The 25,455-nt window shown below is 72.4% G+C and carries 24 protein-coding genes; 13 read left to right on the top strand and 11 right to left on the bottom strand.

Features of this window, described 5'->3' with window-relative positions; all coding sequences use genetic code 11:
* Positions 1-28 precede the first annotated feature (28 nt).
* Positions 29-307: a hypothetical protein gene (locus ACFPIJ_RS31610; protein WP_327003347.1), complete on the top strand. Its 279-nt coding sequence runs from the start codon at positions 29-31 to the stop codon at positions 305-307.
* A gap of 63 nt (positions 308-370) precedes the next feature.
* Here ACFPIJ_RS31610 and ACFPIJ_RS31605 read toward each other — a convergent pair whose 3' ends face one another.
* The 7 genes from ACFPIJ_RS31605 to ACFPIJ_RS31575 are packed head-to-tail and all read right to left on the bottom strand — an operon-like array spanning position 371 to position 6,945.
* Positions 371-1,117 carry an SDR family oxidoreductase gene (locus tag ACFPIJ_RS31605; protein WP_380120367.1) on the bottom strand — a complete coding sequence of 249 codons (747 nt, stop codon included), beginning with the start codon at positions 1,115-1,117 and terminating at the stop codon, positions 371-373.
* Positions 1,114-1,980, bottom strand: a complete 867-nt coding sequence (locus tag ACFPIJ_RS31600) for an SDR family oxidoreductase (protein ID WP_380120365.1) — start codon at positions 1,978-1,980, stop codon at positions 1,114-1,116. Before ACFPIJ_RS31600 ends, ACFPIJ_RS31605 begins: the two co-directional genes overlap by 4 nt.
* 13 nt (positions 1,981-1,993) lie before the next feature.
* Positions 1,994-3,106, bottom strand: a complete 1,113-nt coding sequence (locus ACFPIJ_RS31595; RefSeq protein WP_380120363.1) for an amidohydrolase family protein — start codon at positions 3,104-3,106, stop codon at positions 1,994-1,996.
* Positions 3,103-4,002, bottom strand: coding sequence for an alpha/beta hydrolase (locus tag ACFPIJ_RS31590; RefSeq protein WP_380120361.1), 900 nt, complete (start codon positions 4,000-4,002; stop codon positions 3,103-3,105). The genes ACFPIJ_RS31595 and ACFPIJ_RS31590 overlap by 4 nt, the downstream gene beginning before the upstream one ends.
* Positions 3,999-5,606 (bottom strand): FAD-dependent monooxygenase, encoded by a 1,608-nt coding sequence (locus tag ACFPIJ_RS31585; RefSeq protein ID WP_380120359.1) that lies wholly within the window; start codon positions 5,604-5,606, stop codon positions 3,999-4,001. Before ACFPIJ_RS31585 ends, ACFPIJ_RS31590 begins: the two co-directional genes overlap by 4 nt.
* Positions 5,603-6,457, bottom strand: a complete 855-nt coding sequence (locus ACFPIJ_RS31580) for an NAD(P)H-binding protein (RefSeq protein ID WP_380120357.1) — start codon at positions 6,455-6,457, stop codon at positions 5,603-5,605. Before ACFPIJ_RS31580 ends, ACFPIJ_RS31585 begins: the two co-directional genes overlap by 4 nt.
* Positions 6,457-6,945: a nuclear transport factor 2 family protein gene (locus ACFPIJ_RS31575; RefSeq protein WP_380120355.1), complete on the bottom strand. Its 489-nt coding sequence runs from the start codon at positions 6,943-6,945 to the stop codon at positions 6,457-6,459. The genes ACFPIJ_RS31580 and ACFPIJ_RS31575 overlap by 1 nt, the downstream gene beginning before the upstream one ends.
* A 260-nt stretch (positions 6,946-7,205) precedes the next feature.
* Here ACFPIJ_RS31575 and ACFPIJ_RS31570 point away from each other — a divergent pair, with 260 nt between their 5' ends.
* From ACFPIJ_RS31570 to ACFPIJ_RS31550, 5 genes are all read left to right on the top strand, one after another.
* On the top strand, positions 7,206-7,706 hold the full coding sequence (locus ACFPIJ_RS31570) for a nuclear transport factor 2 family protein (protein ID WP_380120354.1): 501 nt from the start codon (positions 7,206-7,208) through the stop codon (positions 7,704-7,706).
* Positions 7,706-8,548 (top strand): fumarylacetoacetate hydrolase family protein, encoded by an 843-nt coding sequence (locus ACFPIJ_RS31565; protein ID WP_380120352.1) that lies wholly within the window; start codon positions 7,706-7,708, stop codon positions 8,546-8,548. Before ACFPIJ_RS31570 ends, ACFPIJ_RS31565 begins: the two co-directional genes overlap by 1 nt.
* Complete coding sequence (locus ACFPIJ_RS31560) at positions 8,545-9,000, top strand: hypothetical protein (protein ID WP_380120350.1); 456 nt, start codon at positions 8,545-8,547, stop codon at positions 8,998-9,000. Before ACFPIJ_RS31565 ends, ACFPIJ_RS31560 begins: the two co-directional genes overlap by 4 nt.
* Positions 9,001-9,139: 139 nt before the next feature.
* Positions 9,140-10,033, top strand: a complete 894-nt coding sequence (locus tag ACFPIJ_RS31555) for a class I adenylate-forming enzyme family protein (protein WP_380120348.1) — start codon at positions 9,140-9,142, stop codon at positions 10,031-10,033.
* Positions 10,034-10,044: 11 nt separating this feature from the next.
* Positions 10,045-10,965: a class I adenylate-forming enzyme family protein gene (locus ACFPIJ_RS31550; RefSeq protein ID WP_380120347.1), complete on the top strand. Its 921-nt coding sequence runs from the start codon at positions 10,045-10,047 to the stop codon at positions 10,963-10,965.
* A gap of 124 nt (positions 10,966-11,089) precedes the next feature.
* Here ACFPIJ_RS31550 and ACFPIJ_RS31545 read toward each other — a convergent pair whose 3' ends face one another.
* Complete coding sequence (locus tag ACFPIJ_RS31545; protein ID WP_380120345.1) at positions 11,090-11,809, bottom strand: GntR family transcriptional regulator; 720 nt, start codon at positions 11,807-11,809, stop codon at positions 11,090-11,092.
* 135 nt (positions 11,810-11,944) lie between these two features.
* Between ACFPIJ_RS31545 and ACFPIJ_RS31540 the strand changes: the two genes are divergently transcribed.
* The 4 genes from ACFPIJ_RS31540 to ACFPIJ_RS31525 all read left to right on the top strand — a co-directional run bounded on the left by ACFPIJ_RS31540 (position 11,945) and on the right by ACFPIJ_RS31525 (position 18,498).
* On the top strand, positions 11,945-13,690 hold the full coding sequence (locus ACFPIJ_RS31540; protein WP_380120343.1) for a thiamine pyrophosphate-dependent enzyme: 1,746 nt from the start codon (positions 11,945-11,947) through the stop codon (positions 13,688-13,690).
* Positions 13,591-14,373 carry a transketolase-like TK C-terminal-containing protein gene (locus ACFPIJ_RS31535; protein ID WP_380120342.1) on the top strand — a complete coding sequence of 261 codons (783 nt, stop codon included), beginning with the start codon at positions 13,591-13,593 and terminating at the stop codon, positions 14,371-14,373. The genes ACFPIJ_RS31540 and ACFPIJ_RS31535 overlap by 100 nt, the downstream gene beginning before the upstream one ends.
* Positions 14,374-14,536: 163 nt before the next feature.
* Positions 14,537-15,568: a hypothetical protein gene (locus ACFPIJ_RS31530; protein WP_380120340.1), complete on the top strand. Its 1,032-nt coding sequence runs from the start codon at positions 14,537-14,539 to the stop codon at positions 15,566-15,568.
* Entirely contained in the window at positions 15,565-18,498 is a 2,934-nt protein-coding gene (locus tag ACFPIJ_RS31525) for a tetratricopeptide repeat protein (protein ID WP_380120338.1), read from the top strand. The genes ACFPIJ_RS31530 and ACFPIJ_RS31525 overlap by 4 nt, the downstream gene beginning before the upstream one ends.
* Here the strand turns inward: ACFPIJ_RS31525 and ACFPIJ_RS31520 are convergent.
* From ACFPIJ_RS31520 to ACFPIJ_RS31510, 3 genes are all read right to left on the bottom strand, one after another.
* Positions 18,477-21,233, bottom strand: coding sequence for an effector-associated domain 2-containing protein (locus tag ACFPIJ_RS31520; protein WP_380120337.1), 2,757 nt, complete (start codon positions 21,231-21,233; stop codon positions 18,477-18,479). The genes ACFPIJ_RS31525 and ACFPIJ_RS31520 overlap by 22 nt on opposite strands.
* A gap of 272 nt (positions 21,234-21,505) precedes the next feature.
* Positions 21,506-22,369, bottom strand: a complete 864-nt coding sequence (locus ACFPIJ_RS31515; protein WP_380120335.1) for a helix-turn-helix domain-containing protein — start codon at positions 22,367-22,369, stop codon at positions 21,506-21,508.
* 75 nt (positions 22,370-22,444) lie between these two features.
* Positions 22,445-23,596, bottom strand: a complete 1,152-nt coding sequence (locus tag ACFPIJ_RS31510) for a hypothetical protein (protein WP_380120333.1) — start codon at positions 23,594-23,596, stop codon at positions 22,445-22,447.
* Between the two features lie 46 nt (positions 23,597-23,642).
* Here ACFPIJ_RS31510 and ACFPIJ_RS31505 point away from each other — a divergent pair, with 46 nt between their 5' ends.
* From ACFPIJ_RS31505 to ACFPIJ_RS31495, 3 genes are read left to right on the top strand one after another with little or no spacing between them, the layout of a single operon-like run.
* Positions 23,643-24,269 (top strand): ElyC/SanA/YdcF family protein, encoded by a 627-nt coding sequence (locus ACFPIJ_RS31505; protein WP_380120331.1) that lies wholly within the window; start codon positions 23,643-23,645, stop codon positions 24,267-24,269.
* 34 nt (positions 24,270-24,303) lie between these two features.
* Positions 24,304-24,699 (top strand): glycosyltransferase family 2 protein, encoded by a 396-nt coding sequence (locus ACFPIJ_RS31500; protein ID WP_380120329.1) that lies wholly within the window; start codon positions 24,304-24,306, stop codon positions 24,697-24,699.
* Positions 24,699-25,424, top strand: coding sequence for a hypothetical protein (locus tag ACFPIJ_RS31495; RefSeq protein WP_380120327.1), 726 nt, complete (start codon positions 24,699-24,701; stop codon positions 25,422-25,424). The genes ACFPIJ_RS31500 and ACFPIJ_RS31495 overlap by 1 nt, the downstream gene beginning before the upstream one ends.
* The last annotated feature ends 31 nt before the right edge of the window (positions 25,425-25,455 follow it).

The raw sequence follows: 25,455 nt of genomic DNA, 5'->3' as shown, positions 1-25,455 counted from the left end.
GCGGGCGCCAGCCGATACGGTCATACATATGACCACCTACTCGGGACCTGCAACGCTGATCCTCGCCAACGGGGCACGGGTCACCGGCATGGCTTCGCTCGGCACCAACAATCGCGGCAACCTCAACGGCTGGAGCGGCACGTTCCGGCCCAACGAGGTCAACGCGGAGGTCCGCAACGCGACCGACGGGCTGCAGCTGGAGTTGCCGTATGAGCAGATCGGCACGGTCGCCGTCACCAACGTGCGGCGGCTGCTCGCGACCCAGGTGCTGATGTCCCTGGCGGGCACCGGCCCGGCGCCGTTCTGAACATTTTCGGACAGCCGGCCCGCAACGGAACCAAGGGAAGCAGGTGCCGGTAACCCAAAACGGTCAGCCGCTCATCAGGTCGTTGAAGCGTTGGGTCACCCCGACCTCGTCGGGACGCTGCACGTCGCGCCGCAGCGCCGCCCGCCGCACCAGGATCTCGACCTCGTCGGTGGCGAGCACCTCCATGGTCTCTGCCAGGTACTCCTCCAGCGGCATCGCCCTGGGGTCGGTCAGGTTCACGTCCATGAGGGCGGTCTGCGTGTAGGGCGGCGCGATCTCCAGCACCGCCACGGTGGTGCCCTGCAGCCGGTAGCGCAACGCCAGGGTGTAGGAGTGCAGGGCGGCCTTCGTCGCGGAGTACAACGTCGAGGAGGCCAGCGGCGCGTAGCCGAGCATCGAGCTGACGTTGATGATCGTGGCCGACGGCAGCGCCCGCAGGTGGGTGATGAACGCCGAGTTGAGCCGGATCGGCCCGAGCAGGTTCGTGGCCACGATCGCGGTCAGCTGGGCGTCGTCGATCGGCTCGGCGGGGTCGTCGCCGAACATGATGCCCGCGTTGTTGACCACCACGTTCAGCGACGGGTGCTCGGCGATCAGGCGGGGCACCACGGCGGCGATCGAGGCCGGGTCGGACACGTCCAACCGGACGCAGCGCATGCCCGGGTTGGCCGCCGCGACCTGCTCCAGGGCCTCGAGGCGCCGGCCGGCGACGATGACGGTGTTGCCGCGCCGGTGCAGCTCCTCGGCGAGCCCGCGGCCGATGCCGCTGCCGCCGCCGGTGATGAGGACGGTGTTGCCGGTGAGGTTCATGTGGCTCCGTTCGCGTGGCGGCGCACGTAGGCTTCGAAGGTGGTGGGTGAGCGGCCGAGCAGCCAGGTGAGCACGTTGGGGTTGCCCACGAAGTCGTGGCTGCTGTAGCGGGTGGTGATGGACCGCAGCACGCGGATCTGGTGGGTGAACTGCGCCGGGTCGCCGTCACCCACCCACGCCTTGAGGTAGGTGTCGGCGTCGATCTGCCGCACCTCGATCGGCCGCTGCAGCACCCGGGCGATGATGTCGCCGAGTTCGTGCGCGGTGTACCGGCCGGGCCCGACCAGCTCATACGTGGCGCCGTAGTGTCGCTCGCCTTCGGCGAGGACGGTGCGGGCCACGTCGGTGACGTCGTGGAGGTCGACCATGGACTGGCGGCGTTCGAGGGACCAGGACAGCTCGAACACGCCCCGGGCGAAGACCGGTTTGAGCTTCAGCGGCAGCATGTAGTTGGCCGGCTGGAGGATGGTGAACTCCAGGCCGGAGGACAGCAGGTGCTCCTCGACGTCGCGTTTGATCTCGTGCTGGACGAGGTCGGTGGTGATGGCGTGCAGGACCGAGCTGAACACGAAGTGCCGCACGCCGGCGGCGCGGGCCGCGTCGACCACGGTCAGCCCCATCTCCCGTTCGCGCGGGTGCAGGGTCGGGCCGATGTGGTAGACCTGCTGCGCGCCGCGCATGGCCCGGGCCGCGACCGCGGGGTCGCTGACGTCGCCGACGACCACGTCCGGCACCCCGAGGGCGCGCAGCCGGTCGGCCGAGGCCGCCGACTGCACGCACGCCCGGACCGGCAGTTTCGCCTCGATCAGCTTGGGGATCAGCAGCCGCCCCTGGTTGCCGTTGGCGGCGGTGACCACGATCATGTCGGTGCCTTTCCTAGCGGGTGCGGGTGCCGCCGATCCAGACGCCGCGGATGTCGCGGGTCGCGGCGATGTCCAGGGTCGGGTCGCCGCCGACGAGGAGCAGGTCGGCACGGCGGCCGGGGGCGATGACGCCCCGGTCGGACAGGCCGAACGTGCCGGCGGCGGCCGAGGTGGCGCCGCGCAGCGCCTCGGCCGGGCTGAGGCCGGCGGCCACGAGCCGGTGCAGTTCCTCGTGGATCGACTCGCCGTAGGGCACCTGGGCGGGTGTCTTGACGTTGTCGTTGCTGTCGGTGCCGACGAGGACCGTCATGCCCGCCTTGCGGAAGGTCGCCACGGTGGCGGTGGCATGGTCGTACCGCATCCGCATCCCGGGAATCACGGTGCCCAGGACCCGCATGATCAGCTTGCCGCCGATGTTGCGCACGACGCCGTCCATCATGGTCAGCGTCGGCACGATCACCACCTGGCGCTGGGCCAGCAGCGCCTCGAACTCGGCGTCCAGCTCGCTGGTCAGCGCCGTGTGGGTGACGATGTCCGCGCCGGCCCGGATGGCGACGGTGAGCGTGTCGGCGCTGACCACGTGCGCGATCGTCAGCAGTCCGGCGGTGTGCGCCGCCTCGACGACCGCGGCGACGGTCTGCGGGCTCAGCGCCTTCGTGCCGGGGATCTTCGGGTCCTCGACGGCGATCTTGATGTAGTCGGAGCCCTCGGCGACCCGGTCCGCGACGAACCGGGTTGCGTCCTGCGGCCCCGTCACCGTGCTGGACGGCCCGAAGCCCATGTGCTTGACGAAGTGCGAGCCAGGCGCGTTGGCGAGGTTGCCGGCGATGCGGACGTCGGGCAGGCCCGGCAGGCCCTTGAGCTTGCCGGGGATGCGGGCGTCCCAGCAGCCCATGTCGAGCATCGTGGTGACCCCCCACCGGGCCGCGACCTCCAGGTGCGCGACCTCGGTGACGTGGACGTGCGTGTCGATGAGCCCGGGCAGCAGCGCGGCGCCCTGCCCGTCGACCTCGGTGTCAGCCGACGAGCCGGTGGCGATCAGACCGTTGTCGATGACGACGGTGGTGGGCTCGCCGAGCCGCACCCCGTCGAACACCCGCACGTTCGTGAGCGCGGTTGCGCTCACTCCGCCGCGTCCGCTTTTGCCACGCTGACCTCCAGGGCAAACGCGAGCTGGCTGAGCTGCAGGGCCGCGCCGGCGTTGTGGAAGTCGACGCAGTGCCCGGCGTTGAGCACCAGGCGCCCGTCGACGACCGGCGCCGCGGTGAACGACGCGGCGTAGTCGGCGGCCTGACCCACGTCGGTGATCCACAGCGCGTCGAACTCACCCTGCCGGGCGTGCACCGGCACCTTGACCTGCGCGTTGACCTCGCGGACCCGGCTGATCCAGCCGTTGTTGATGTCGATCAGCTCGGCCCGCGGCACCGACGTGTCGGAGCTGTGGCTCAGGTCCGGCATCGTCGTGGCGTGCGTCCAGGCCGGGCCGAACATGACGCTGTCCTTCATCGGCCCCGGCAGGTCGATCATCAGGATGTCGGGCAGCGCGTCGAACGCCAGCCGCGGCCCGTCCGGCACCTGCAGCAGGCAGCCGGACACGGCGATGCCGAGCAGCGGCCAGGCGGGTTCCCGGGCCGCGATCGCCGTGGTGACGGCGCCGCCGATCGAGTGGCCGATGAGGAACACCCCGGCGTGGCCGGCGCCGTGCTCCTGCCACAGCTCGCCGATGACCTGGTCGAGCGCCTCCGCGTTGGCCAGGATGATCGACTCGGCGGGCTCGACGTGGGTGCTGCCCAGGTAGCCGGGACGGTCGACGGCGATGACGGGGACGCCGAGCGCGGCGGCGCGGTCCAGCAGCGAGTAGCCGGGGATGTCGAAGTACTCGGAGGTGTACGTGCCGCCGTGGATCGCGATGATCAGCGGGACCTGCGTGGCGGCGGCCGGGGTCTGCGGGGTGTTGCGCCGGCCGGTGATGGTGAGGCCGTTGGCGCTGGTGTGGGTGAAGGGAGTGGCGGTGGGTGTCATGGCTGCTGTCTCCATTCTCCGCGGATCGCGTGGTCGAGAATCCGCGCGGCCTCGGCGTCCGGGACCGGACCGCCGATCCATGCGATGTGCTGGTCGGGGCGCACCAGCACGAGCCGGTCGCTGAAGAACGCGTCGAGTCCGAGCGAGGGGTCGTCGAGCACGGCCAGGGGTATGCCGTGCCGCTCGGCGTGACGCGCGAACGCGGCGGCGTGCCAGCTCGGGCCGATGAGCGTGAACTCGGGCCCGAGCCGGTCGAACAGTGACTGGCCGATGGGCAGCCAGGTGTGCGGGAGCCGGTTGCCGGCGGCGGCGACCGGGACGTAGTCCGACCCGTTGGTGGTCTGGACCTCCGCGTATTCGGAGTAGCCCAGGCCGAACACCAGGCCGTCGCTGTGGAACTCGATCCGCTTGGCCTCCTGGATTCCTGCCGCGACCTCGGCCTCGACCGCGTCGAAGCCGTCGCCCATCAGCCCGGCCACCGCGAGCATCGCCGGCCCGGTGCGGCCGTTCTCCGCCGCGGCGGCGACGAACCTCTGCGCGATCGGGCGGCGTTCGGCCTCGTAGCTGTCCAGCAGCTCGGGCGGGGCCCACCCGTTGACGACGGCGGCGAGCTTCCAGCCGAGGTTGATCGCGTCGCCGACACCGGTGTTGTACCCGTGCCCGCCCCACGGCGGGTTCATGTGCGCGGCGTCGCCGGCGATGAACAGCCGTCCGTTGCGGAACCGGTCGGCGATCAGGGTCCGGGCCCGCCACGGGTCGGTGGCGATCACCTTGATCGGTAGCTCCCGGCCGAGCAGCTTGTGCACCAGCCCGGCCGCGTCGACCTCGGCGTCGTCCTCGTCCTGCTCGTCGGGGCGGTACGTGGCGATCGCCCACCAGGTGCCGTTGAGGTCGAGGCGGCCGACGATCCCGGGTGCGGCGGGGTTGAGCACCCAGTACTGGACGGCGTTGCCGTGCGGGATCAGGTCCCCGAGCTCGGCGGACTCGAAGGTGATGCTGATGTTGGGGCGGGGGAGGCTGGATCCCTCGTACACCGCGCCCATCGCGGTCCGCACCGCGCTGCGGGGGCCGTCGGCGCCGACGACGTAGTCCGCCTCCACGGTCGACATGACCCCGTATTCGTTTTCGAGGGTGACGAGGACGGTGCTTTCCCGCTCGTCGAACGCGACCGCCCGCCTGCCCAACAGCAGCGTCGCGTTGCTCTCCGGACGGTCGAGGGCATCGCGCATCGCCTGCTCGACGATCGGCTGCGCGACCTGCTGGCCCGGCTCGGCGGTCACGTCGCTGCCGGCCAGGGCGAGGCCGAGGGTGCCGGTCAGCCGGGTCACCTCGCGGCCGGTGACCGTCGTGCAGAACACGATGTCCTTGGACCAGTCGATGTGCAGCGGGGCGCGTTCGCGGATGGTGGCGGCGAGGCCCCAGCGCCGGAACAGCTCCATGGTGCGCGGGGACGTGGTCTTCGCGCGGGGGCGCAGGTAGGACACGTGCTCGCGCGGCTCGACGACGACGGTTGCGACGCCGTGGTGGTCCAGCTCCATGGCCGTGGCCAATCCGACGGGACCGCCGCCGACGACCAGCACGCTGGTCCTGATCGTCGCGCTCATGCCGTGGTCAGCGCTTCCTGGCACTCGTGGAGGTAGTCCTCCACCGGGCGCGCGGGGCGGCCCAGCACGTGCTCGACGTCCGGGGTCACGAACTCGGACTGGCGGTCGCGGAACAGCTGGTACATCTCCTGGAAATGCTCGGCCTCCCACCGTGGCATGCCGCGCTCCAGCAGTGACGCGCGCACGTCGGCAGGGGTGATGTCGACGGTCTCGGCGCCGAGGAGGCCGGCAATCTCGTGGTACGTGACCGCACGGGCGCCGGTGAGCACCACGGTCTGCCCGGTCCAGCGGTCCTCGGTGAGCAGCAGCGCGCACACGTCGCCGATGTCGCGGGCGTCGACGAAACTGATACCGGCGTCGCCGATCGCGTTGGGGATGCGACCGGTCGCGCGCAGGGCCGGCAGCATGATGGCGCCGATCAGGGTCTGCATGAAGGCGTTGGGCCGCACGATCGTGAACGGCTGCCCGCTGTTGACCAGCACCTGCTCGACTTCCCAATGCTGGCGGCAGGTGTACGGGCCGTCGGGGTTGATGGCGGTGCTGGTGCCGCTCAGTTTCACGATGCGGACGTTGTGCCGGCGCAGCGCCCGGATGATGCGTAGCTGCAGGTCGCTCATGTCGTGATCGTGGGCGGTGAGCAGGAAGACGGTGTCGACGCCGGTGGCGGCGGCCATGACGGTGTCGTCGTCGCCCGGGTCGCCCTCGACGACCTGGCAGCCGGGCGGCAGGACCTGTGCCGCCCGGCCGGCGTCGCGGGTCAGGACGCGCACCAGGTCGTCGCCGCGCCGCAGCAGCGCCCGGGCGACGTGCGGGCCGACGGTGCCGGTGCCGCCGATGAGCAGGACGGCCATCAGTCGAACACCGTGACCGTGGCGTCGGCGGGGATGTCGTCGTTGACGCGGTCGGTGTCGTCCGCGCCGCGCCAGATCTCGTAACCGTTCTCGCGGCAGATCTTGCCGTCACGCATCTGGAACGCGTGGGTGAGCCGCATGCTGCACCGCGTCCCGGGCGGGAACGGGCAGTTGGTGAACCCGTCGTTCATGATCGTGATCTCGAAGATGCTGTCGTCGAACACCCACTCCTCGGTCGCGAACCGGTGCAGGTTGGTGATCTTGTGGACGTGCATCGCCGCGAAGATCTTCAGGTACTCGGCCTTGACCGCGGCCTTGTCCCGCAGCAGCAGGCCGCGGGCGGGCACCTCCCACACGATGTCATCGGTGTACACCGCGATCGCGAGGTCGATGCCGTCGGCGTTCTCGTTGTGGAAGTGCTGGTCGACGGTCGCGTTGTTCCTGGCGATGATCGCCTCACGCGATCCGGCGTCCATCTCTACAGACATGGGGCAACTCCATCCTGTGGCGGCGCTAGGATATACGTTTGACTCCAGACGTTCGCACACGTTTCGTCGGAGCACAACCAGCGTAGGCAGACTTCTCGCCGCCCTGTGGCCAGTGCGGAAAGGTCCGTCGATCGGGCGGCCTGCGGGCGTGCGGGAGGGGGTTGTGCGCGCGGCGGGCGTCGTGTCAGTCTGCAGAGAATATATTCTAGCGGCGCTTGTTCGCCGCATTCTGGTTCCTACACCCCGCTTGGAGTCACCCCATGTCCGTCGAGACCGGCGCAGAGTCGCGCGAGGCGATCCGCGAGGCGATCATCGCCAGGAACAACGCCACCGTCGACCAGCACTTCCACAACGAGAACGCCGAGGGCATCGACCTCGCGATCGGCGTCTACACCGATGACATCGTGTGGGAGGTCCCGGCCCGCGGCCTGCTGCTGCGGGACAAGGCCACCGTGAAGGCCGAGTACCTGAAGATCTTCGCGGCGATGCAGGTACACAAGATCACCAACCTGCACCGGTTCGCGACCGAGGAGTGGGTGTTCGACGACAGCATCTTCGAGATCACGGTGAAGACCGACGGGTTCCGCAACTGCCCGTTCCCGCCCGGGACCCGGTGCAGCATGCGGCTCACCCACGCGTTCCAGATGCGTGACGGGAAGATCTGCCGCGAGAACGGTTACGAGATCTGGCGCCGCGCGGACGACACCGACCGCGTCAACGACGACATCCCGGCCGACGCCGTCGTCACGGTGTTCGACTGATGCGGCTCGCCAACGTCGCCGGCCGGCTCGTCAGCCAGGAGGGCGCGGACCTCGTCGACGTCGCGACCGCCAGCGACGGCCGCTTCGGCCCGGACCCGCACGACGTCCTGGACCACTGGGACGAGTTCATGGCCTGGGCCGCCCTGCGCCCGCAGGCCGGTCCTTTGGTAGCGACTCCTGCCGGCGTCGGCCCTCCCGTGCCGCGGCCGTCGCAGGTGTTCGGCATCGGGCTCAACTACGCCGACCACGCCGGCGAGTCCGGTATGGCGCTGCCGTCACAGCCGATGGTGTTCCCGAAGTTCAGCTCCTGCATCACCGGCCCCGGCACCGTCGACCTGCCCTCGGACACCGTCGACTGGGAGGTCGAGCTGGTCGTCGTCATCGGCCGGCCGGCCCGGCACGTGCCTGCCGCCGACGCATGGGCGTACGTCGCAGGCCTGACCATCGGCCAGGACCTCAGCGACCGCGCGCTGCAGTTCGCCGGAGGCGCGTCGCCGCAGTTCGGCCTGGGCAAGTCGCTGCCCGGCTTCGGCCCGATCGGCCCGTGGCTGGTCACGCCGGGCGAGGTGAGCGACCCTGCCGACCTGGAGATCAGCTGCGAGCTCAACGGCTCGCAGGTGCAGCACTCGCGCACCAAGCACCTGATCTTCACCGTGCCGGCGCTGATCGCCTTCCTGTCCTCGCACCTGCCGCTGCACCCCGGTGACCTCATCTTCACCGGCACCCCCGCCGGCGTCGGTTTCGGCCGCGACCCGGCCGTCTACCTGCGCCCCGGCGACGAACTCGTCAGCACGATCGAGGGCCTCGGCTCGCTGACCACCCGGATTGGAAACGCTTCATGAGCAGCGACTGCCTGCCCTGCGAGATGGAGTCCGCCGAGGACGCCGCGGTGGTCTTCCGCGACGACCTGTGGGCCTGCGAGGTCATCCCCGGCTTCGACGTCCCCGGCTGGTACGTCCTGCGCGTCCGCCGGCACGCCCTGCGCCTCGGCGGGCTGAGCGAGCTGGAACTGGCCACGTACGGCCGGCGCGCCCGCGACGTCGTCGACGCGGTCAGCGAGGTGACCGGCGCGCCCGCCACCTACCTGCTCACCTTCGGCGAGGCGAACCCGCACTTCCACACGCTGATCGCCGCCCGCGGCGACGACGTGCCGCCGGAACGCCGGCTCGGCGCCATCATGCAGCAGCGCACCGACCGGCTCGACCGCACCGCGGCGCTCGCGCTCGTGCCGGCGGTGGCGCAGGCCTACACCCGGCTCGCGGCCCGCCCGGCGGCGCAGCCGATCGGCTCGTGACCGCGCCGTCCGGGAGCGGTCTTGCCGGTGTCGTGGCCGGCAGGTTCGTGACCGCGCCGTCGTTCGGGTGCGGGTCGTTCGTGACCGCGCCGTCGTTCGGGTGCGGGTCGCTTGGGTGCGGGCCGTTCGGGACACGGACGTGAACGTCGCGTGGATGCTGGCCGAGGGCGCCACCCGAGCCGGTGGCGCCCCGGCGGTGATCTCCGGCGACCGGACGACCAGCTATCCGCAGCTGCTCGACCGGGTCGCCCGCCTCGCCGCCGGGCTGCGCCGGCTCGGTCTGCGGCGCGGCGACCGGGTCGTGCTGCTGCTGCCCAACGCGCCGGAGCTGGTCGAGGCGCTGTGGGCGAGCCTCTGGGGCGGGTTCGTCGCGGTGCCGCTCAACTGGCACCTGCACCCCGACGAAGTCGGTTACGTGGTGCGGCACTGCGCCGCCGCGGCGATCGTCGTCGCGGAGGAGACACTGCCGGCCACCGCTGGGCTGCCGGCCGGGGTGACGGTGATCCGCACACCGTTCCCGCCCGGACTCCTCACCGGCGACCGGGACGACCTCGCCGGCGTGGCCGGCCAGGACCCGGCGTGGCTGTTCTACACGTCCGGCACCACCGGCCGCCCCAAAGGCGCCACGCTGACCCACCGCAATCTCCGGGCGATGACCGCCGCGTACCACGCCGACCTCGACCCGGTCGCGCCCGGCAGCGTGTACCTCCATGCGGCACCGCTCACCCACGGCAGCGGCCTGTACCTACTGCCGGCCACCGCGCACGGCGCCACCCACGTCATCGCCCCCGGCCTGCGCTTCGCACCGGACGAGTACCTCGCCCTGATCGAACGGCGCCGGGTCACGCACGCGGCCTTCCTGGCACCGACGATGCTCAAGCGCGTCCTCGACGCGGTCGACGGCCATGACCTGTCGACGCTGCGCAGCGTCGTGGTCAGCGGGGCTCCGCTCTACCAGGAGGACCTGCGGGCCGCGGTCGCCGTCCTCGGCCCGATCGTCACGGAGATCTACGGCCAGGGCGAGTCCCGATGACGATCACTGTCATGCCAGCCGGTGAGGCCCCCGCACACCCCGGCTCATGCGGCCGCCCGTTCAGCACCGTCGAGGTCCGCATCGCCGGCCCCGCCCAGGCCGCCGGCCCCGCCCAGGCCGCCGGCCCCGCCCAGGTCACCGGTCCCGCCCAGGTCACCGGTCCCGCCCAGGTCACCGGGCCCGCCCAGGCCGCCGGGCCCGCCCAGGTCACCGGGCCCGCCCAGGCCGCCGGGCCCGCCCAGGTCACCGGTCCCGCCCAGGCCGCCGGTCCCGCCCAGGCCGCCGGGCCCGCCCAGGCCGCCGGGCCCGCCCAGGTCACCGGTCCCGTCCAACTGGCACTGCCCGAGCGTGTCGACGGGCCGGAGCGGGCACTGCCCGAGCGTGTCGACGGGCCGGAGCATGTGGACAAGCCCGAGCGTGTCGACGGCCCCGCTCGGGTCGCCAATCCCGCCCGGGGCGCCGGCCCCGCCCAGCGGGCGCTGCCCGAGGGTGTCGACGGGGAGGTGCAGGTCGGCGGGGACGTGGTCATGGCCGGCTACTGGGACGACGAGGCGGCGACGGAAGCCGCGGTCGTCGACGGGTGGTTGCGAACCGGCGATGTCGGACACTTCGCGGGCGGTTACCTGTACCTCACCGACCGCCTGAAAGACGTCATCATCACCGGCGGGTCCAACGTCTACCCGCGCGAGGTCGAGGAGGTCCTGCTGACCTTTCCCGGGGTCCGGGAGGCGGCCGTGGTCGGGGTGGCGGACCCGGAGTGGGGCGAGTCGGTGTGTGCGTTCGTCGTTGCCGAGCAGCCGATCGAGGCCGGCGCGCTCATCGATTTCTGTCGCGGGCGGCTGGCCTCGTTCAAGAAACCGCGGGACGTCGTCTTCCTGGACGAGCTGCCGAAGAACGCCACCGGAAAAGTCCTCAAACGCCAGCTCCGGTAACGGTTGGCCGCTTCACTCACCGTAGCACCCGCCGAAAAATCAGCGACCCCGAAACCACTCGGCGCACCGCGGTCGCCACTGAACGTAATGAATGGCTGGGGGTCGGTCAAGTTGCGTCACGTTGTCAGGTGGACGGCGGCAGCGCGGCCATCCACTCGAGGCAGGCGAGCTCGTGCTCGGCGAGGTGCTCGTTGACCGCGAGCTTGAGCTCGGCGGGGGAGCCGGTGCGGGCGGCGTCGATCAGCAGCCGGTGCGCGATCTCGCGGCGGCGCCGCTCCTCCAGGTCGATCTGGTAGGTCTCGTAGACGACCCGGGTGTAGCGGTCACAGGCGTGCCACAGCTGCTCCAGCAGCCGCAGGTCCCAGTCGGTCAGCGCGGGTCGCAGCAAGGCCAGGTGGAACCGCTTGTGGATCTCCCACGACTCGTCGGCGTCGACGTCGGCCTGGGTGAACTCCTTGAGCAGCCGCTCGGCCTCGTCCAGGTCGGCGGGGGTGAGGCCCAGGCAGGCCCGGGCGGCGAGGTCGCACTCGATGAGCTTGCGGAGCCGGTAGATCGAGCGCAGCTCGTCGCGGTCGAGCGGGTTGACGAACGCGCTGCGCCCCGGGCGCAGGGTGATGAGCCCCTGGGTCTCGAGGCGGCGCAGTGCCTCACGGACCGGGATGTGGCTGACGCCCAGCTGCGCGCTGAGGTCGGCGATCGAGAAGCTCGACCCGGCCTTGAGGGTGCCGTTGAGCACGCCGCGCCTGATCTCGGCGGTCACCCGGTCCACGGCGGAGTTGGGACCGGCCACGGACCGCAGTCCGGCCCTGGCTGCTGACTTCTCGAGCGACGCCTCTGACACCACGAATATACGGTAGCGCATCGCCCCCTGTTTCGGTGTGTGGCCCGCATCGCCGTATCTGCCAGGGCGGTGGCGGCGAGCGGTGATGTGAGAAGTTGGTGTCTTGCGTCTATCATATATTCCTCATACCGTGAGGCCATGACCAGCATCCTCCACACCCCGGCGGTGCCCGTGACGGATCAGGCCGAGCCCGACGCGCTGCAGCCCGACGCGCTGCAGCAGGTCCAGGACAGGGTGCTGTGGCTGTCGACGGCCATGGTCCACCACGCCAACCGGGTGCGGCCCAACCCGAGCGGCCTCAAGGTCGGCGGCCACCAGGCATCCTGCGCCTCGATGGTGTCGATCATGACCTCGCTGTGGTTCGAGCAGCTGCAGGCCGGGGACCGGGTGTCGGTCAAGCCGCATGCGTCTCCGGTGCTGCACGCCGTCAACTACCTGCTGGGGGAGCTCGACGAGTCCTACCTGCCACGGCTGCGGGAGTTCGGCGGACTCCAGTCGTACCCGAGCCGCGCCAAGGACCCCGACCCGGTCGACTACTCCACCGGGTCGGTCGGCATCGGCGCGACCGCACCGATCTGGGGCGCGATCGCCCGCCGGTTCGTCGAGGCGAAGATCGGCGGCGCGGGCCGCGGCCGGCAGTACTCCCTCGTCGGCGACGCCGAGCTGGACGAAGGCGCCGTCTGGGAGGCGGTCCTCGACGCGTCCGTCGCGGAGCTCGGCGAGGTCGTCTGGATCGTCGACCTCAACCGGCAGTCGCTGGACCGGGTCGTGCCGCACATCGCCGCCGGGCGGATCGAGCAGATGTTCGCCGCGGCCGGCTGGCAGGTCATCACGGTGAAGTTCGGCCGCCTCCTCGAGGAGCTGTTCGCCCGGCCCGGCGGCGAGCATCTGCGGGCCCGGATTCTCGCCATGCCCAACCCCGAGTACCAGCGACTGCTGCGCTGCCGTCCCGACGAGCTGCGACTGCGCCTGCCCGGCCACGGAACCAAGGGCGACGCCAAAGACCGACCCAAGAACGCCAAAGACCAAGCCAAGGACGACGCCCAAGACCAAAAGAAGGACGAAGCCGAAGCCATCGCCGAGCTCATCGCCGGCCTCGACGACGACACGCTCACCCGCGCCATCCGCAACCTCGGCGGGCACGACCTCGACACGCTACGCGCCGCGTACGCACAGATCGACGACACCCGTCCGACCGTCATCATCGCGTACACCATCAAAGGCTACGGACTGCCCACGCAGGGACATCCGCAGAACCATTCCTCGCTGCTGACCGTCGAGCAGTTCGGGTCGCTCGCCGCCGGTCTGGGCATGGACCCCGACCGGCCGTGGGCGCGGTTCGCCGAGGACTCCGGCCCGGGCCGGCTGTGCCGCGCGACGGCGGAGCGACTGCGGCGCGAGACCCCGGCAAGCAAAGCCCCGCCCGCGGTCCCGGCGGACATCGGCCGGACCCCGTCGGGCACCTCCACCACGCAGGCCGCGCTCGGCCGAGCGCTGCTCGACCTGACCAGGGAGGCGCCGGAGGCGGCCCGCCGGGTCGTCACCGTCAGCCCCGACGTCAGCTCCAGCACCAACCTCGCCGGCTGGCTCAACAAGATCGGCGTGTGGTCGCCGACGGAGCGGCACGACTGGTTCGCCGACGACGCCGAGACCACGATGCACTGGCGCGAGCGCCCGACCGGCCAGCACATGGAGCTCGGCATCGCCGAGGTCAACCTGGTCGGCCTCATCGGCGAGCTCGGGGCTACCTGGAGCCGCTGGGGCCAGCCGCTGTTCCGATCGGCGTGCTCTACGACCCGTTCGTCGAGCGCGCCCTGGAGCCGTGGTCCTACGGCATCTACGCCGGCGGCCAGTCGATCCTGGTCGGCACGCCGTCCGGGGTGAGCCTCGCCGCCGAGGGCGGCGCCCACCAGTCGATCAAGACCCCGTCGATCGGCCTCGAGCAGCCCGGCTGCGTCAGTTTCGAGCCGGCCTTCGCGATCGAGGTCGAGTGGACCCTGTTCGATGCCATCTCGCGGCTCGGCCGCCCCGACGGCAGCTCGTCGTACCTGCGGCTGTCGACCCGCCCGGTGAACCAGGCCCTCGCCGCCGTCCCCGCCGACCCGGCCGCCCGGGAACGGCGCCGCCGGCAGGTCCTGGCGGGGGCGTACACGCTGCGCGCCGCCTCGGGGGACGTCCCGGCGGTCACGCTCGTCGGGATGGGCGCGATGATCACCGAGACGCTCGCCGCCGCGGACCGGCTCGCCGGGGCGGGTGTCGACGCCGAGGTGGTCTGCGTGACCAGCCCCGGCCGGCTGTTCGAGGCGGTCCAGGCGCGGCGCGGGCTGGCCGACGGGCCGTCGTGGATCCTCGACCAGGTCTTCCCCGCGCACCGGGCCGCGCCGATGGTGACACTGCTCGACGGCCACCCGCACACCCTGGCGTTCCTCGCCACGGTCAACCGGGTGCGGTCACTGTCGCTCGGGGTGTCCCGGTTCGGGCAGGCCGGCGGCCTGGAGGACGTCTACCGGTATCACGGCATCGACACCGACGCGGTCGTCCGCGCCGCACTCGATCTGGTGAACTGACGCGGAGGTACTCGATCTGGTGAACTGGCGCGGCCGCACTCGACCTGGTGAACTGGCGCGGAGGTACCAATCGCATCGACGTAGAACAAGGTCGTACAAACGGGCCTGATCGCCGACCGGAAGACGGTTCGGTGCCGGTGCCGGCCGGGGCAGGATGGCGGGTGTGAGCTACGCACCTTCCTGGCTTCGAGATTCGTCACCGGATCTCGCCGCCGTCCTGGCCGGTCTCGGAGACGACGCCAGTGTGGGCGCGAAACGCTTTGCCGTGCGCAATTTCCTGCTCGAGGAGGGCGTGCCCCGGCAGCGGGCGGAAGGCTACGCGCGACTCGCGGCGCAGCGGGTCAGCACGGCGGACGCGGAGGCCGCGTTCGAGCAGTTCTATGTTCACCACAACCTCTACCTGTCGGATCGGCAACGTGGTGGTGTCCGCACCGAGCAGTTCACCGCCGACGCGGCCACCTGCCCGGAGACGTTCACCGCCGGTGAAGGTGCCGACGACGGCGCCGACGGCGTCGACGACGTGACCTGGCTCGGCCGGGTCGACGAGATCGCCAACATCGCGCTGCACACCGGCGAGTCGCGGCACACCGTCCGGACCGCGCTCGATCTGATGGCCGACCGCCGCAGAAACGGCATCACCGACATCGACGCCGCGGACGACATCACCCACCTGCTGTACTGGTGGCAGCAACGTCTCGACAACCGCCCGCTGTCGGCGTTCGTCTGGAGCGACCTGGAGAACATGCTGTCCGACCTGCACACGGGCTGGGAGAACGAGCTGAGGGACAGCCTCGGCTTGGAGCACCTGGATCCCACCATGCGTGATCCGGGTGCCGGGATCGACGTGGTGGTGTTCCGGTATCCCGTGCGGCTGGTCCCCACCGGGTCGCAGCAGCGCCCCGTGCTGCGCCGGCCCACGCCGTTCGACGTCGACCTGCGCGAGGCGTTCTGCACCTCCCCGCCGGTGGGCGCCGGACACTGCGTGGACCTGCAGTTCGGCGCGGACCTCTGCCGTGAGGTGCTGCACCCGGCAGTGGTGTTCAAGGCGGAGCATGTCTGGGCCGTCGGCACCATCCGGGCGGGCGTCGACGGACCGGTGGACGAGTTGCGGGGATTTCATTTGCTCAAGCTGGTCAACCTCGACGACGCTGATTTCCAGCACCGCTTCGAGCGCGTCGACCGGGACCTGGTGTGATCGACATCAGCGCAGCGCAGATCTTCCGCAACCGCACCCCCGAATGGCTCAACTATTTCGCCGCGCAGCCCGTGGAGGCGATCGACGCCCTGTTCACGAACCGGTTCTACCACGGTCCGCTGAGCACGGTGGAGCCGGATTCGCTGCTGCTGGACTGGGTGTCCGCCATCCGCGACCCGGCATTCCAGTCCGAGGTCGACGCGGCGCTGGCGGGCTGGCTGCGGGAGCGGTGGGACCGGCCGGGCCACGCGGCGCAGGGCGTGGACCTGATGTGGCAACGCGCGCTGCGGGCGCTGGCGAACCTTGACCCCGTCCCAGCGGCCGGCATCCAGGCACTCGGCGAGCGGTTCCCCCAGGCCGGCCAGCGACTCGGCGCGATGACCCGCAACCGCGCGCACGACCCGTTGGGCTGGTTCTGGGCGGCGTGTTCGCGGGTCCAGCCGGACGACAGCTTCATCGAGCGCTGGTTGCAGCTGTGCGACCTGGTCCCCGGCACGCCCCTGTTCCACGGCCACTGGGGACTCGTGGGGCTGCGCCGGCTGACCGGCCGGACGCCCGAGCAGTCGATGGAGCTGGTCATGCTGGGCCTGCACCACTACCTGGTGGCGCTGGAACGGCTCGTGTCCGAGCGGCGTCTGCCACGCAACGACGCCCGGCTCCTGGCGGTCAACGAATGCCGCTGGGTCAAGCGCGCCTACCCCGTCGCCGGGGCCTGGCAGGGGCCGTGGAGCGACGCCAGCCTGCCGGACGACGCCCGCCGGTGGCTGGCCGCCGGGTTCGGCGACCGGGCCGGCGGTTCGGGCCGGCCGGCGGGCCGATCGCAACTCGACCGGGCCACGCTCGGATGGGCGGCACGTGCCCGGCAGCTGGCGCAGGGCCTGGGGCGGGACCGGCGCGCCCTGCCCGGCATCCACGAGCTGCTCGGAGAGCAACGCGAATACACGGCCCGCACCGGCAACGTCTACTACCTCGTGCGGTCGCTCTGCCAGTTCAGTTCGAAGCTGGCGAATCTGCGCATCCACCTGGTCCTGGCCACCGAATGGGCAGAGGAGGCGCGCAGCGTCGACCCGCTCAACGCGCACACCTGGACCACGTTGATCCGGTGCTGGCAGAAGCGCAACGTGGCCGAGGCCGCGATCGGCATCGGTTTCGAAGCGCTCGACCGGTTCCCCGACGACGCGGTGGTACGCAACGGCCTGGCTGACGTGTTGAAGGGCGCTGGGCGGCTGGGTGAGGCGGAGGCGGTGTACCGCGAGGGCGTGGAGCGGTTCCCCGACAACGTGGTCGTCCGGTGTGGCCTGGCCGAGGTGTTGAAGAGCGCGGGGCGGCTGGGTGAGGCGGAGGCGGTGTACCGCGAGACCGTGCAGCGGTTCCCCGACAACATGGTGGTCCGGGGCGGTCTGGCCGAGGTGTTGAAGAGCGCGGGGCGGCTGGGTGAGGCGGAGGCGGTGTACCGCGAGAGCGTCGAGCGGTTCCCCGACGACGTGGTGGTCCGCAACGGCCTGGCCGAGGTGTTGAAGAGCTCGAAGCGGCTGGCGGAGGCGGAGGCGGTGTACCGCGAGAGCGTGGAGCGGTTCCCCGACAACGCGGTGGTCCGGTGTGGCCTGGCCGAGGTGTTGAAGACCGCGGGGCGGCTGGGTGAGGCGGAGGTCGTGTACCGCGAGACCGTGCAGCGGTTCCCCGACAACGTGGTGGTGTGGGGCGGTCTGGCCGAGGTGTTGAAGAGTTCGGGGCGGCTGGGTGAGGCGGAGGCGGTGTACCGGGAGAGTGCCGAGCGGTTCCCCGACGACGTGGTGGTCCGCAACGGCCTGGCCGAGGTGTTGAAGAGCTCGAAGCGGCTGGCGGAGGCGGAGGCGGTGTACCGCGAGAGCGTGGAGCGGTTCCCCGACAACGCGGTGGTCCGGTGCGGTCTGGCCGAGGTGTTGAGGAGCGCCGGGCGGCCGGTGGAGGCGGAGGTCGTGTACCGGGAGACCGTGCAGCGGTTCCCCAACGACGTGGTGGCCCGGGGCGGCCTGGCGCAGGTGCGCAGGGAACTGGCCGGCGCCGGCCAGCAGGCCGTGACCACCGAGGCGGTAACCGCCGGTGGCAGCGACCCGGTCGAGCCGGCGGCATCAGCCGACCAGCCGCCGGAACCGGCAGCGGAGGCGCCCAGCCAGGAAACCGCGGTGCCCGATCGCGTCCAGGCAGCGCGGGCCTCCGGCGGCCCGGCGGCGCCGATCGCGCCGCCCATGCCGGATCTCCCTGCCCCGTCGCTGCGGTCAACGGTCCGGCGGGCGCTCGCGGCCGCCGGCGAGACCCGGCGCGAACGCCTCGAAGCCGCGCTGTCGACGGTGGAGGCGGCGGCAGCCGCGGACGGCAACGACGCGGACGCGTTGTTCGCGACGCTGGAGCTTCTCGTCGCGCTCGACCGGGTCGCCGAGGCCGACGTCGTGCTCCGGTCGCTGCCGTCGTATCTGCGGGCGCGCCCGGAGTTCGAAGCGATGCGGGGGAAGATCGCGCTGGCCGCGCTGCACGAGGCGGGCTCGGCGCCGTTCGGCAGCGACGTCGTCGAATCGGTGGTGAAACCGTGGGAGGAGGCCGTCCGGTCGTCGGCGGAGCTGCGGTTCGTGCCGGTGGTGCAGCGGCTTCGGGTCAGCGCGGTGATGGTCGACGGGGCCGACCTCGAGCACTTCCGGGCGGACGCGACCCACGCGGTGCGGGAGATCCTGCAGCAGAGCCGCGCCCGCGCGGCGGCACCGGCGTCCGACCCCACGGGATCGCTGCGGTCGTGGTGGCTCACCGGCGTGCAGCGGGCGCTGACCGGAGACGCCTCCCCGGACGACGCGACGACGGAGGAGTTCGTCGCCGGAGCGCGTGAACGCTCCGACGTGCTGGACGCGCTCGAGGACGAACTGCTCAGCGCGAGCCGCTACCGGATCGCCATCCGGTGATCCGGTAGCGCCCATTCGGCGGCCGTCGCGCCCCCCGGATCCACACCGAAGCGCCGGAGCCGGTCGGCTTCCTCCCGCCGCCCGCGGGCTTCCAGCCAGACCGCCAGATCCTCCAGTGATCCCGGTGTACCGATCTCGACCGCGAACCGGAGCCACCGCTCGGGGTCGTCGTTGCGCCGGTGCCTGCGGATCGTCTCCCGCAGCGCGTAGGCGTTGCCGCGGCGGGCCGCGTCCTGGAGCCATTCGGCGGACGTGCCGGTCCGTCCCGAGGCGTCGAACACCGCGATCAGGGAACGCAGCGCCACCGTGTCGTCCGCCGCGGCGCGGCCGAGCCAGCGTTCGGCCTCGGCCGGGCGGAGCTGAGCCAGGAGCCGCATCGCCTCGGTGTTGCCGCGTTCGGCGGCCTGCCGGAGCACCGACTCGGCGTCCTCCTCGCGGCCGGTGCGCCGGAGCCGATCCCTCAGCTGGCGCAGCGCCATCGGATGGCCGGCTTCGGCGACCCGGCGGAGCAGTGATTCGGCCTCCTCGGATCGCCCGGCCCGGTCCCAGCGGTTGACCAGTCGCTGCAGCGCGAGGATCGCGCCGGCCTCCGCCGCCGCCAGCAGCCGTTGCTCCGCCTCGTCAGCCGCTCCCGTCGCGTCGAGCAGCCGCGCCAGCAGCATCAGGTCCTCGGCCCGGCCCGTGGTGCTCAGCGGCCGGCCCGCCGCGACCGCCTCGGCCAGCCGGCCCTGATCGCTGAGCCGGCGCACGAGGAGCCGGCGCGCCCCGATACTGCCCTCCCGGGCCGCGCGGCTGAGGATCCGGTTGCCCCGGTCGTCCGGCTGCCGAGCCGTCCCGTCCAGCACCTTCACCAGGTGGCTGAGCGCGAGCAGGTCGCCGTCCGCCGCGGCGGTGCCGAGCAGCGACTCGAGCTCCGGAACCTCGTCGCCGGCCGCCGTCAGGTGCTCGATCAGCGACAGGCACGAGTCGGTGTCACCGGCGCGCACTCCTTCGCGCCACACGTCCGCGATCTCATCGGCTCGTCCCGACTGCTCCAGGTGCGCAACGAGCGCGGACCGCGCCAGGTGGTCGCCGCTGCCGGCGGCGGCCCGGAGCTGTTGCTCACCCGCGACCTGGTCGCCACGACGGAGCAGGGTCGCGCCCAGCGTCCGGATGGCGGGCACGTCGCCCGCGGCGGCGCACTGCGCCAGGCGCCGGTCCGCCGCCTCGAGGTGTCCGGCGCGTTCCAACCAGAGCGAGAGCGGCCGCCCGCCCGCGGGCAGCCCCTGGTCGACCGCGGCGGCGGCGAGCATGGCGGCGTGCCGGTAGAGGCCACGGCGGTTCGCGGACAGCGCGATCCGCAGGGCGTCGTCCGCCGACAGGTCGTGGGTGAGCAACTGGTCCCAGACCTGGCCTGGCACGGGTTCGCCCCGGCGCCGCTCCCGGCCGTGCTGCTCGAGATATCCGTGCAGGTCATACAGCCGGATGTCCGCGCCGTCGCGCCGTTGCACGGTGATCGCCTCGACACCGTCCACGCTGCGCAGCGCGGCGGCGATGGCCGGCGACCAGCCGCCGCCCTCGGCCGGCCCGTAGCGCTTCGACACGGCGATCAGCAGCGGTTCGTCGACGGGTGAACGGTGACCGATCCGGCGCAGATCCATCATGGCCGTGATCACCGCGCGACTCGCGGCGTCCGCCTCCGTCGCGGGGTGTTCGTATCGGTCGATGAGCCTGCGCCCGCCGGTCAGCGCCTGGACGAACCGGCCGGCCGAGCCGTCACCGGCGAGCGCGAGGCGGGGATCCGCCCGTCCGAGCTGCCGCCACTCGTGCTGCGCCGATCCGGTGACGGTGCCCGGCACCGGCACGGGCACGGCCGTCTCCAGCAGGGCCCGCAGGGCCCGTCCGGCGTCCGGCCCGGTTGCCTCGTCACCGCTCAGCCGTCGCCACTGGCCGGTCTCGACCGTCGCCATGACCACGGTCTGCCCCGCGGCGCCGGGCGGGCCGGTCAGCCGGCGGCGCAGGGCCGCCGGCACCCGGTCGTCGTCCAGGTAGGTCTCGGCCCGGTCGAGCCAGATCACCAGCCGGCCGCCGGTCGGATCGCGCTGGAGGTGCTCGAGGAGCGCATCCGCGTCGAACGGTCGCAGCACCGGCCAGTCGGTCAGGTGGTGGCGCACGGCCTCCAGCGCGGTGCGGGTCTTGCCGGTCGCCGGGTCACCCCAGAGGATGACCATCGCGTTGCGCGCCGGCGGCAGGATCTGCGCGACGGTGGTGTCGTGCGGCCGTGGCACGTAGGCGGTGAGTGTCGAGAGCCGGCGTTCGGCGTCGGTGATGCCCGGCATGACGGCGGGGTGCACGCCGAGGTCGGCCGGCTCCCACTGGTCGACGGGGTGTGCGTCGGCCGCGGATCCGTCGGTGCCGCGCCACTCCGAGACGATCGACGATGATCGCATCGTCGGCCACTGCTGCTGGATGATCTCAAGCGCGTGCCGGACATCCGGTGCCTCGGTGCCCAGCCGGGTGGACAGGGCGAGGATCAGCTCCTGATCGCCGTCGGGGACTCTGGCGCAGGCCCGGATGAGGTTGACGATATCGCCGCGGGCGGTGGCACCGGTGGTGGCGCTCGATCGGATGCCGCTGGGCAGGTCCAGGAGAAGATCGCGGCGGACCGACGGGTCATTCAGGTCGGGGATCTGCACCAGCGCGTCGACGATCCGGCCCAGACTGACCGTGCCCCGCCTCGGATCGGCCTCAGGCATATCGACCGAGGCCATTTCCGGCAGTCATCGCGGGCACGGGCACATTTTACGGGCGGCAGCAGATGTCGTGCGGCGGCACGACCTGCCAGTGCTTCCGGCCGGATGGAGGACGTCGAGCGGGACGGGCGGCGGCTTCCCAGGACGGGGTGCGGGCGACGACCTGGCCGACGTCTCCATTCGGGGGCGATCGTCCTGGAACTCCCGCCCGGCGTGCGGTCGACCGTGCGGGGCAGGACGCCGGGCTCGACCCCCGATCCCTGCCGGGTGGCAGGTCAGTGCCGGTGCTGGTCGCGGAACCGGCCCGGGCTGACGCCGACCTCACGGCGGAAGAAGCGGCAGAAGTACGCGGGGTCGGCGAACCCGACGGCGTGCGCGACCTGTGCCACGCTCAGCCCGGTGCCCGCGAGGAGCCGCCGTGCCTCCAGGGCCTGGGCGCGGCGGATCAGCCGCCCCGGCGGCTCGCCGGTGGAGGCCTTGACCGCCTCGGTCAGGTGGCTGGTGGACACGCCGAGCCGGGCCGCGTACGCCCGCACGGTCGGCGCGATACCGGTTTCGAAGGTCAGCAGCCGCCCGAACCGCTCGGCGACACCCGTCTCCAGCACGGACGGCGCCGAGCGGGCCCGGTGCGCCGGTGAAACCGAGGGCACCGGGGGCACCAGCCGCAGCGTCCGCACGACCAGCACGTGCAGCAGCGCCGCCAGGACCGTGTCGAACCCGGCGGGCCGTTCGGTGTACTCGTGCGCCATGACCCCGAGCAGCGCCGCCAGCTCGGCCGCGTCGCCGGCCCGGGGCCGCAGCCCGGCCGACCCGGCGAGCACGGCCAGGGCGCGCCGGTCCCCGGGGTGCTGCAGCAGCGCGTCGTCGGTGAAGACGACCACCCAGCCGTCCAGCCCGCGCACGTCCTGCCAGTGGTGCACCTGCCCCGGTGCGACCGCGAACAGCTGCGGCGGCCGCAGCGGATGCGCGTGCAGATCCACGACGTGCGCGCCGCTGCCGCTGGTCACGTACACGATTTCGTGGAAGCTGTGCCGGTGCGGGAACCCGGCCCGCGCCATCGGCCCGAACCAGTCGAACGAGCCGATCGCGAACGGCAGCGGCGCCGGGTCCGGCACGTCCAGCTCGTGCCTCGGCAGCACCGTCCCGCCCTTCTGTAAACAATCCTCAAAGTAACGCCGCCATGCACGACGGTCAATACCGTCGGGGCCGTGGCGCTACGCCCCGATGACCTCACCCAGCCCCGCGAACACCTCGTCGAGGAACGCGGTGCGCGCGGCGGGCGGCCCCCACGAGTCCTCGACCCGGCACAGCAGCAGCACCCGCGCCGCGACCCCGGCCCGGGCGTAGGCGACGAGCTTGTGGTGGCCGTCCAGGATCACGCCGACCAGGAACCGTTCGGGGTGCTCGCCGCGCACGTAACGGTCCTCGACCCACGCGCTGACCACCGCGGTGGGCCGCCCGCCGGCGGTGATCGTCTCGGCGTGCGCGTCCACGGCGCGGCCGTCGAGCGCGTCCAGTGCCCGGCTCGGCAGCAGCACCGCAAAGGTGAGACCGGCTCCGGGCACGACCGTGCGCAGCTGGAGATGTTCGGTGCCGGGCCAGTCCAGCCCGGCGTCGTCCTCGTCGTCGGTCTCACCGGTGCGCAGGTCGTGGCGGCGCGAGCACCACGACGCCGCCGGGTCGGTGACGTGCTGCAGGTCCAGGTCGGCCAGGACCGCGAGGTAGTGCCCGGAGCGCAGCCCGGTCAGCAGCGGCGCGACGGCGTCGAGCACGTCACCGCTCAGCGCCCCGACGTCGGCGAGGCGGTCCCGGACCCGCTGCGACAGCACCGCGGCCGGCCGCGGCGGCCAGCCGATGAGCCGCAGGCTCGTCTCGCAGGTGCCGCAGTCGGAGCCGACGTCGTACAGCCGCTCGCCGGCGACCAGGACCGACTTGCCCCAGCGCGGCCAGGACGAGGCGGGCGGCGGCGGGTCGTAGTCGATGCCGATGACGCCCCGCCCGTCCACCACGACGAGCCGGGCCCGGTCGCCGGCGAGCAGCTCGACGTCCTCGACCCGGGGACGGGCCGCGACGCCGGGGTCCCAGGCCGCCCACGCCCGCCGCACCGCGTCCGGCCAGGCGTCGCGGTCCAGGGGCAGCACCGGGTCGTAGCCGGTCAGCCGCACCAGGGCGTGATGCAGCCCGAACAGCAGCTCCGCCGGCGCGTCCACCACCCGCTCCCGCAGCGGCGCGACCGCCGCCGGGTCCGCACGCAGCTCCAGGGCGACGACGAGCGCCTCGTGCTCCAGGCCGGACAGCCGCGGCAGCCGGTCCGCCACGAACCCGGCGAGGTCGTGCTCCGGCAGCTGCGGCGTCGTCGATGTCACCGCCGCAGTCAAACACGCGAGCGCGGGCCCCGGTACCGTGGAGATCATGACGGCACCGGTCGCCACCGTGTTGCTGGTGTTCGGGCGGGGCGTCACGACGATCGGCGAGCAGTTCGTGCTCACCCCGGCCAGCGCCGCGAGGGTCGACGCCGCAATCGATTACGTGCACACGCACCGGGACGCGTTCGCCGCCGCGCGTGCGCCGCTGGTCGTGTTCACCGGCGGCTGGGCCGAGGCGTCGCGAGGGGCGCCGCAGCCGCCGGAAGGGTCCCGCGAGGGCGACCTGATGCTGGCCCGGGCACAGGCGGCCGGGCTGGCGGCGCACGCTGAGCTGAAGCTGGAGCGCCGCTCGCGGAGCACGCTGGAGAACCTGCTGCACACCGTCGAGGACGGGCTGCTCGCCGGGCATGCGTTCGGGCCGGGGCACCCGCTCGGGCTGGTATCGCACGCGTGGCACCTGCCACGGATCCGCTTCCTCGCCCGCAAGGTGCTGCGGCTGCGCGGCGCGGGGCTGCTCGACGTGCCCGCCACCGGTGGCGAGCCGGCGTCCAACCGGGAGCGGGTCGTGCACGTCGCGTCCCGGCTGTGGTTCCTCGGCGTCACCGACCCGGCCCGGCTGCGGCGCCGCGAGCGGGCGATGGTCGCGTCATTGCCCCGGCGCGCGCCGGGGTAACACCTCACTCAACCGATTCGAGTGAGGGATCTCAATGCTGTTGCTGCTGCCGGTGCACGACCCGGGCCTCGGTCTCCTCACCACCGTCACCTCGCTGCGCGACGCCGCGTCCGGCACCGGCGTCGTGGTGATCGACAACGGCAGCGGCCCCGCGTCCGCGCAGGTCCCGCGGGACGCCGAGGACCGCGGCTGCACCGTGCTGCGGCACGACACGAACCGCGGCGTGCGCGCTCCGCAGCGGCTCACCCGCACCGCCGGCACCACCCGCACCGGTGGCCCGGGCGGTGGCCCGGGCGGCGGCTGGGATCGCGGCTGCGGCCAGGTCGATCTTCATCGGGGCCAAGCCGGCAATGCCGGATGGCGGTCGGGAACATCACCGGGCCGGGGTGCGCGTAGCCGTCCGATTACACGATGGGGGATCATGAGCTGATGGAACCGACCGCTGGCCGCCGTGCCACCCGTGTGGCAACACCCCCGAACTCCGACGTGAGCGGGGGCGGCATGGACGTGCGCTGGGTGCCGATCACGGAGCTCACCGAGCTCGCGCGGGCCCTGCTGGGTGAGCGGCCGAGCGGCCGCGACGTCGTCCCCGCCCAGGTCGCCGAGCGGATCAGCCGCCTCGCCGCGCAGTGGGCGGCGAACGGCTTCACCGCCGCCACCGTCCGTCCGTGGGCCGACCTGCCGCCGGCCGCCGCCAAGGTCCTCGCCGCGGCCGGCGCGACCCCGGAGGCGCTGGACCGGCACGTCGTCACCGTGGCCGGCACCACCACGACCCTGTGGCGCGCGGTCTCCTCCGGCGGGATGACCGGCGAGGAGGCCGCCGCCGCGTTCAAGCCGGCCGCCGCCACCCCGCCGGCGAGCGGCGAGGACCCCGTGGGACCGCCGAGCCAGCTGCGTGGTGCGTCCCGCAACGCGTTCAGCGCGTCGGCGCCCGAGACGCCGGGTGCCTACAAGGCCGCGGCCCGCCCCGCCGCAGAGACGTTCAAGGCACCGCCGGAGGCCGAAAAACCCGAAGCCGAAAAGGAGGAGACCGCCGCCACCCGGGCGAAGATCGCACCGGCGGTGTTCTCGCACCCGGCCGCGGAGACCGTCGCGGACACCGACGACCGCCGGCGCCGCTCCGCCCCGCCGCAGACCCCGTTCAGCACGAGCTGACCTTGGACGGGGGAGTCCCGTCCAAGGCCAT

Origin of the sequence: Dactylosporangium cerinum (assembly GCF_042653625.1) — a bacterium.
Lineage (GTDB): Bacteria > Actinomycetota > Actinomycetes > Mycobacteriales > Micromonosporaceae > Dactylosporangium > Dactylosporangium cerinum.
This window is presented reverse-complemented; position numbering and strand designations above follow the sequence as displayed.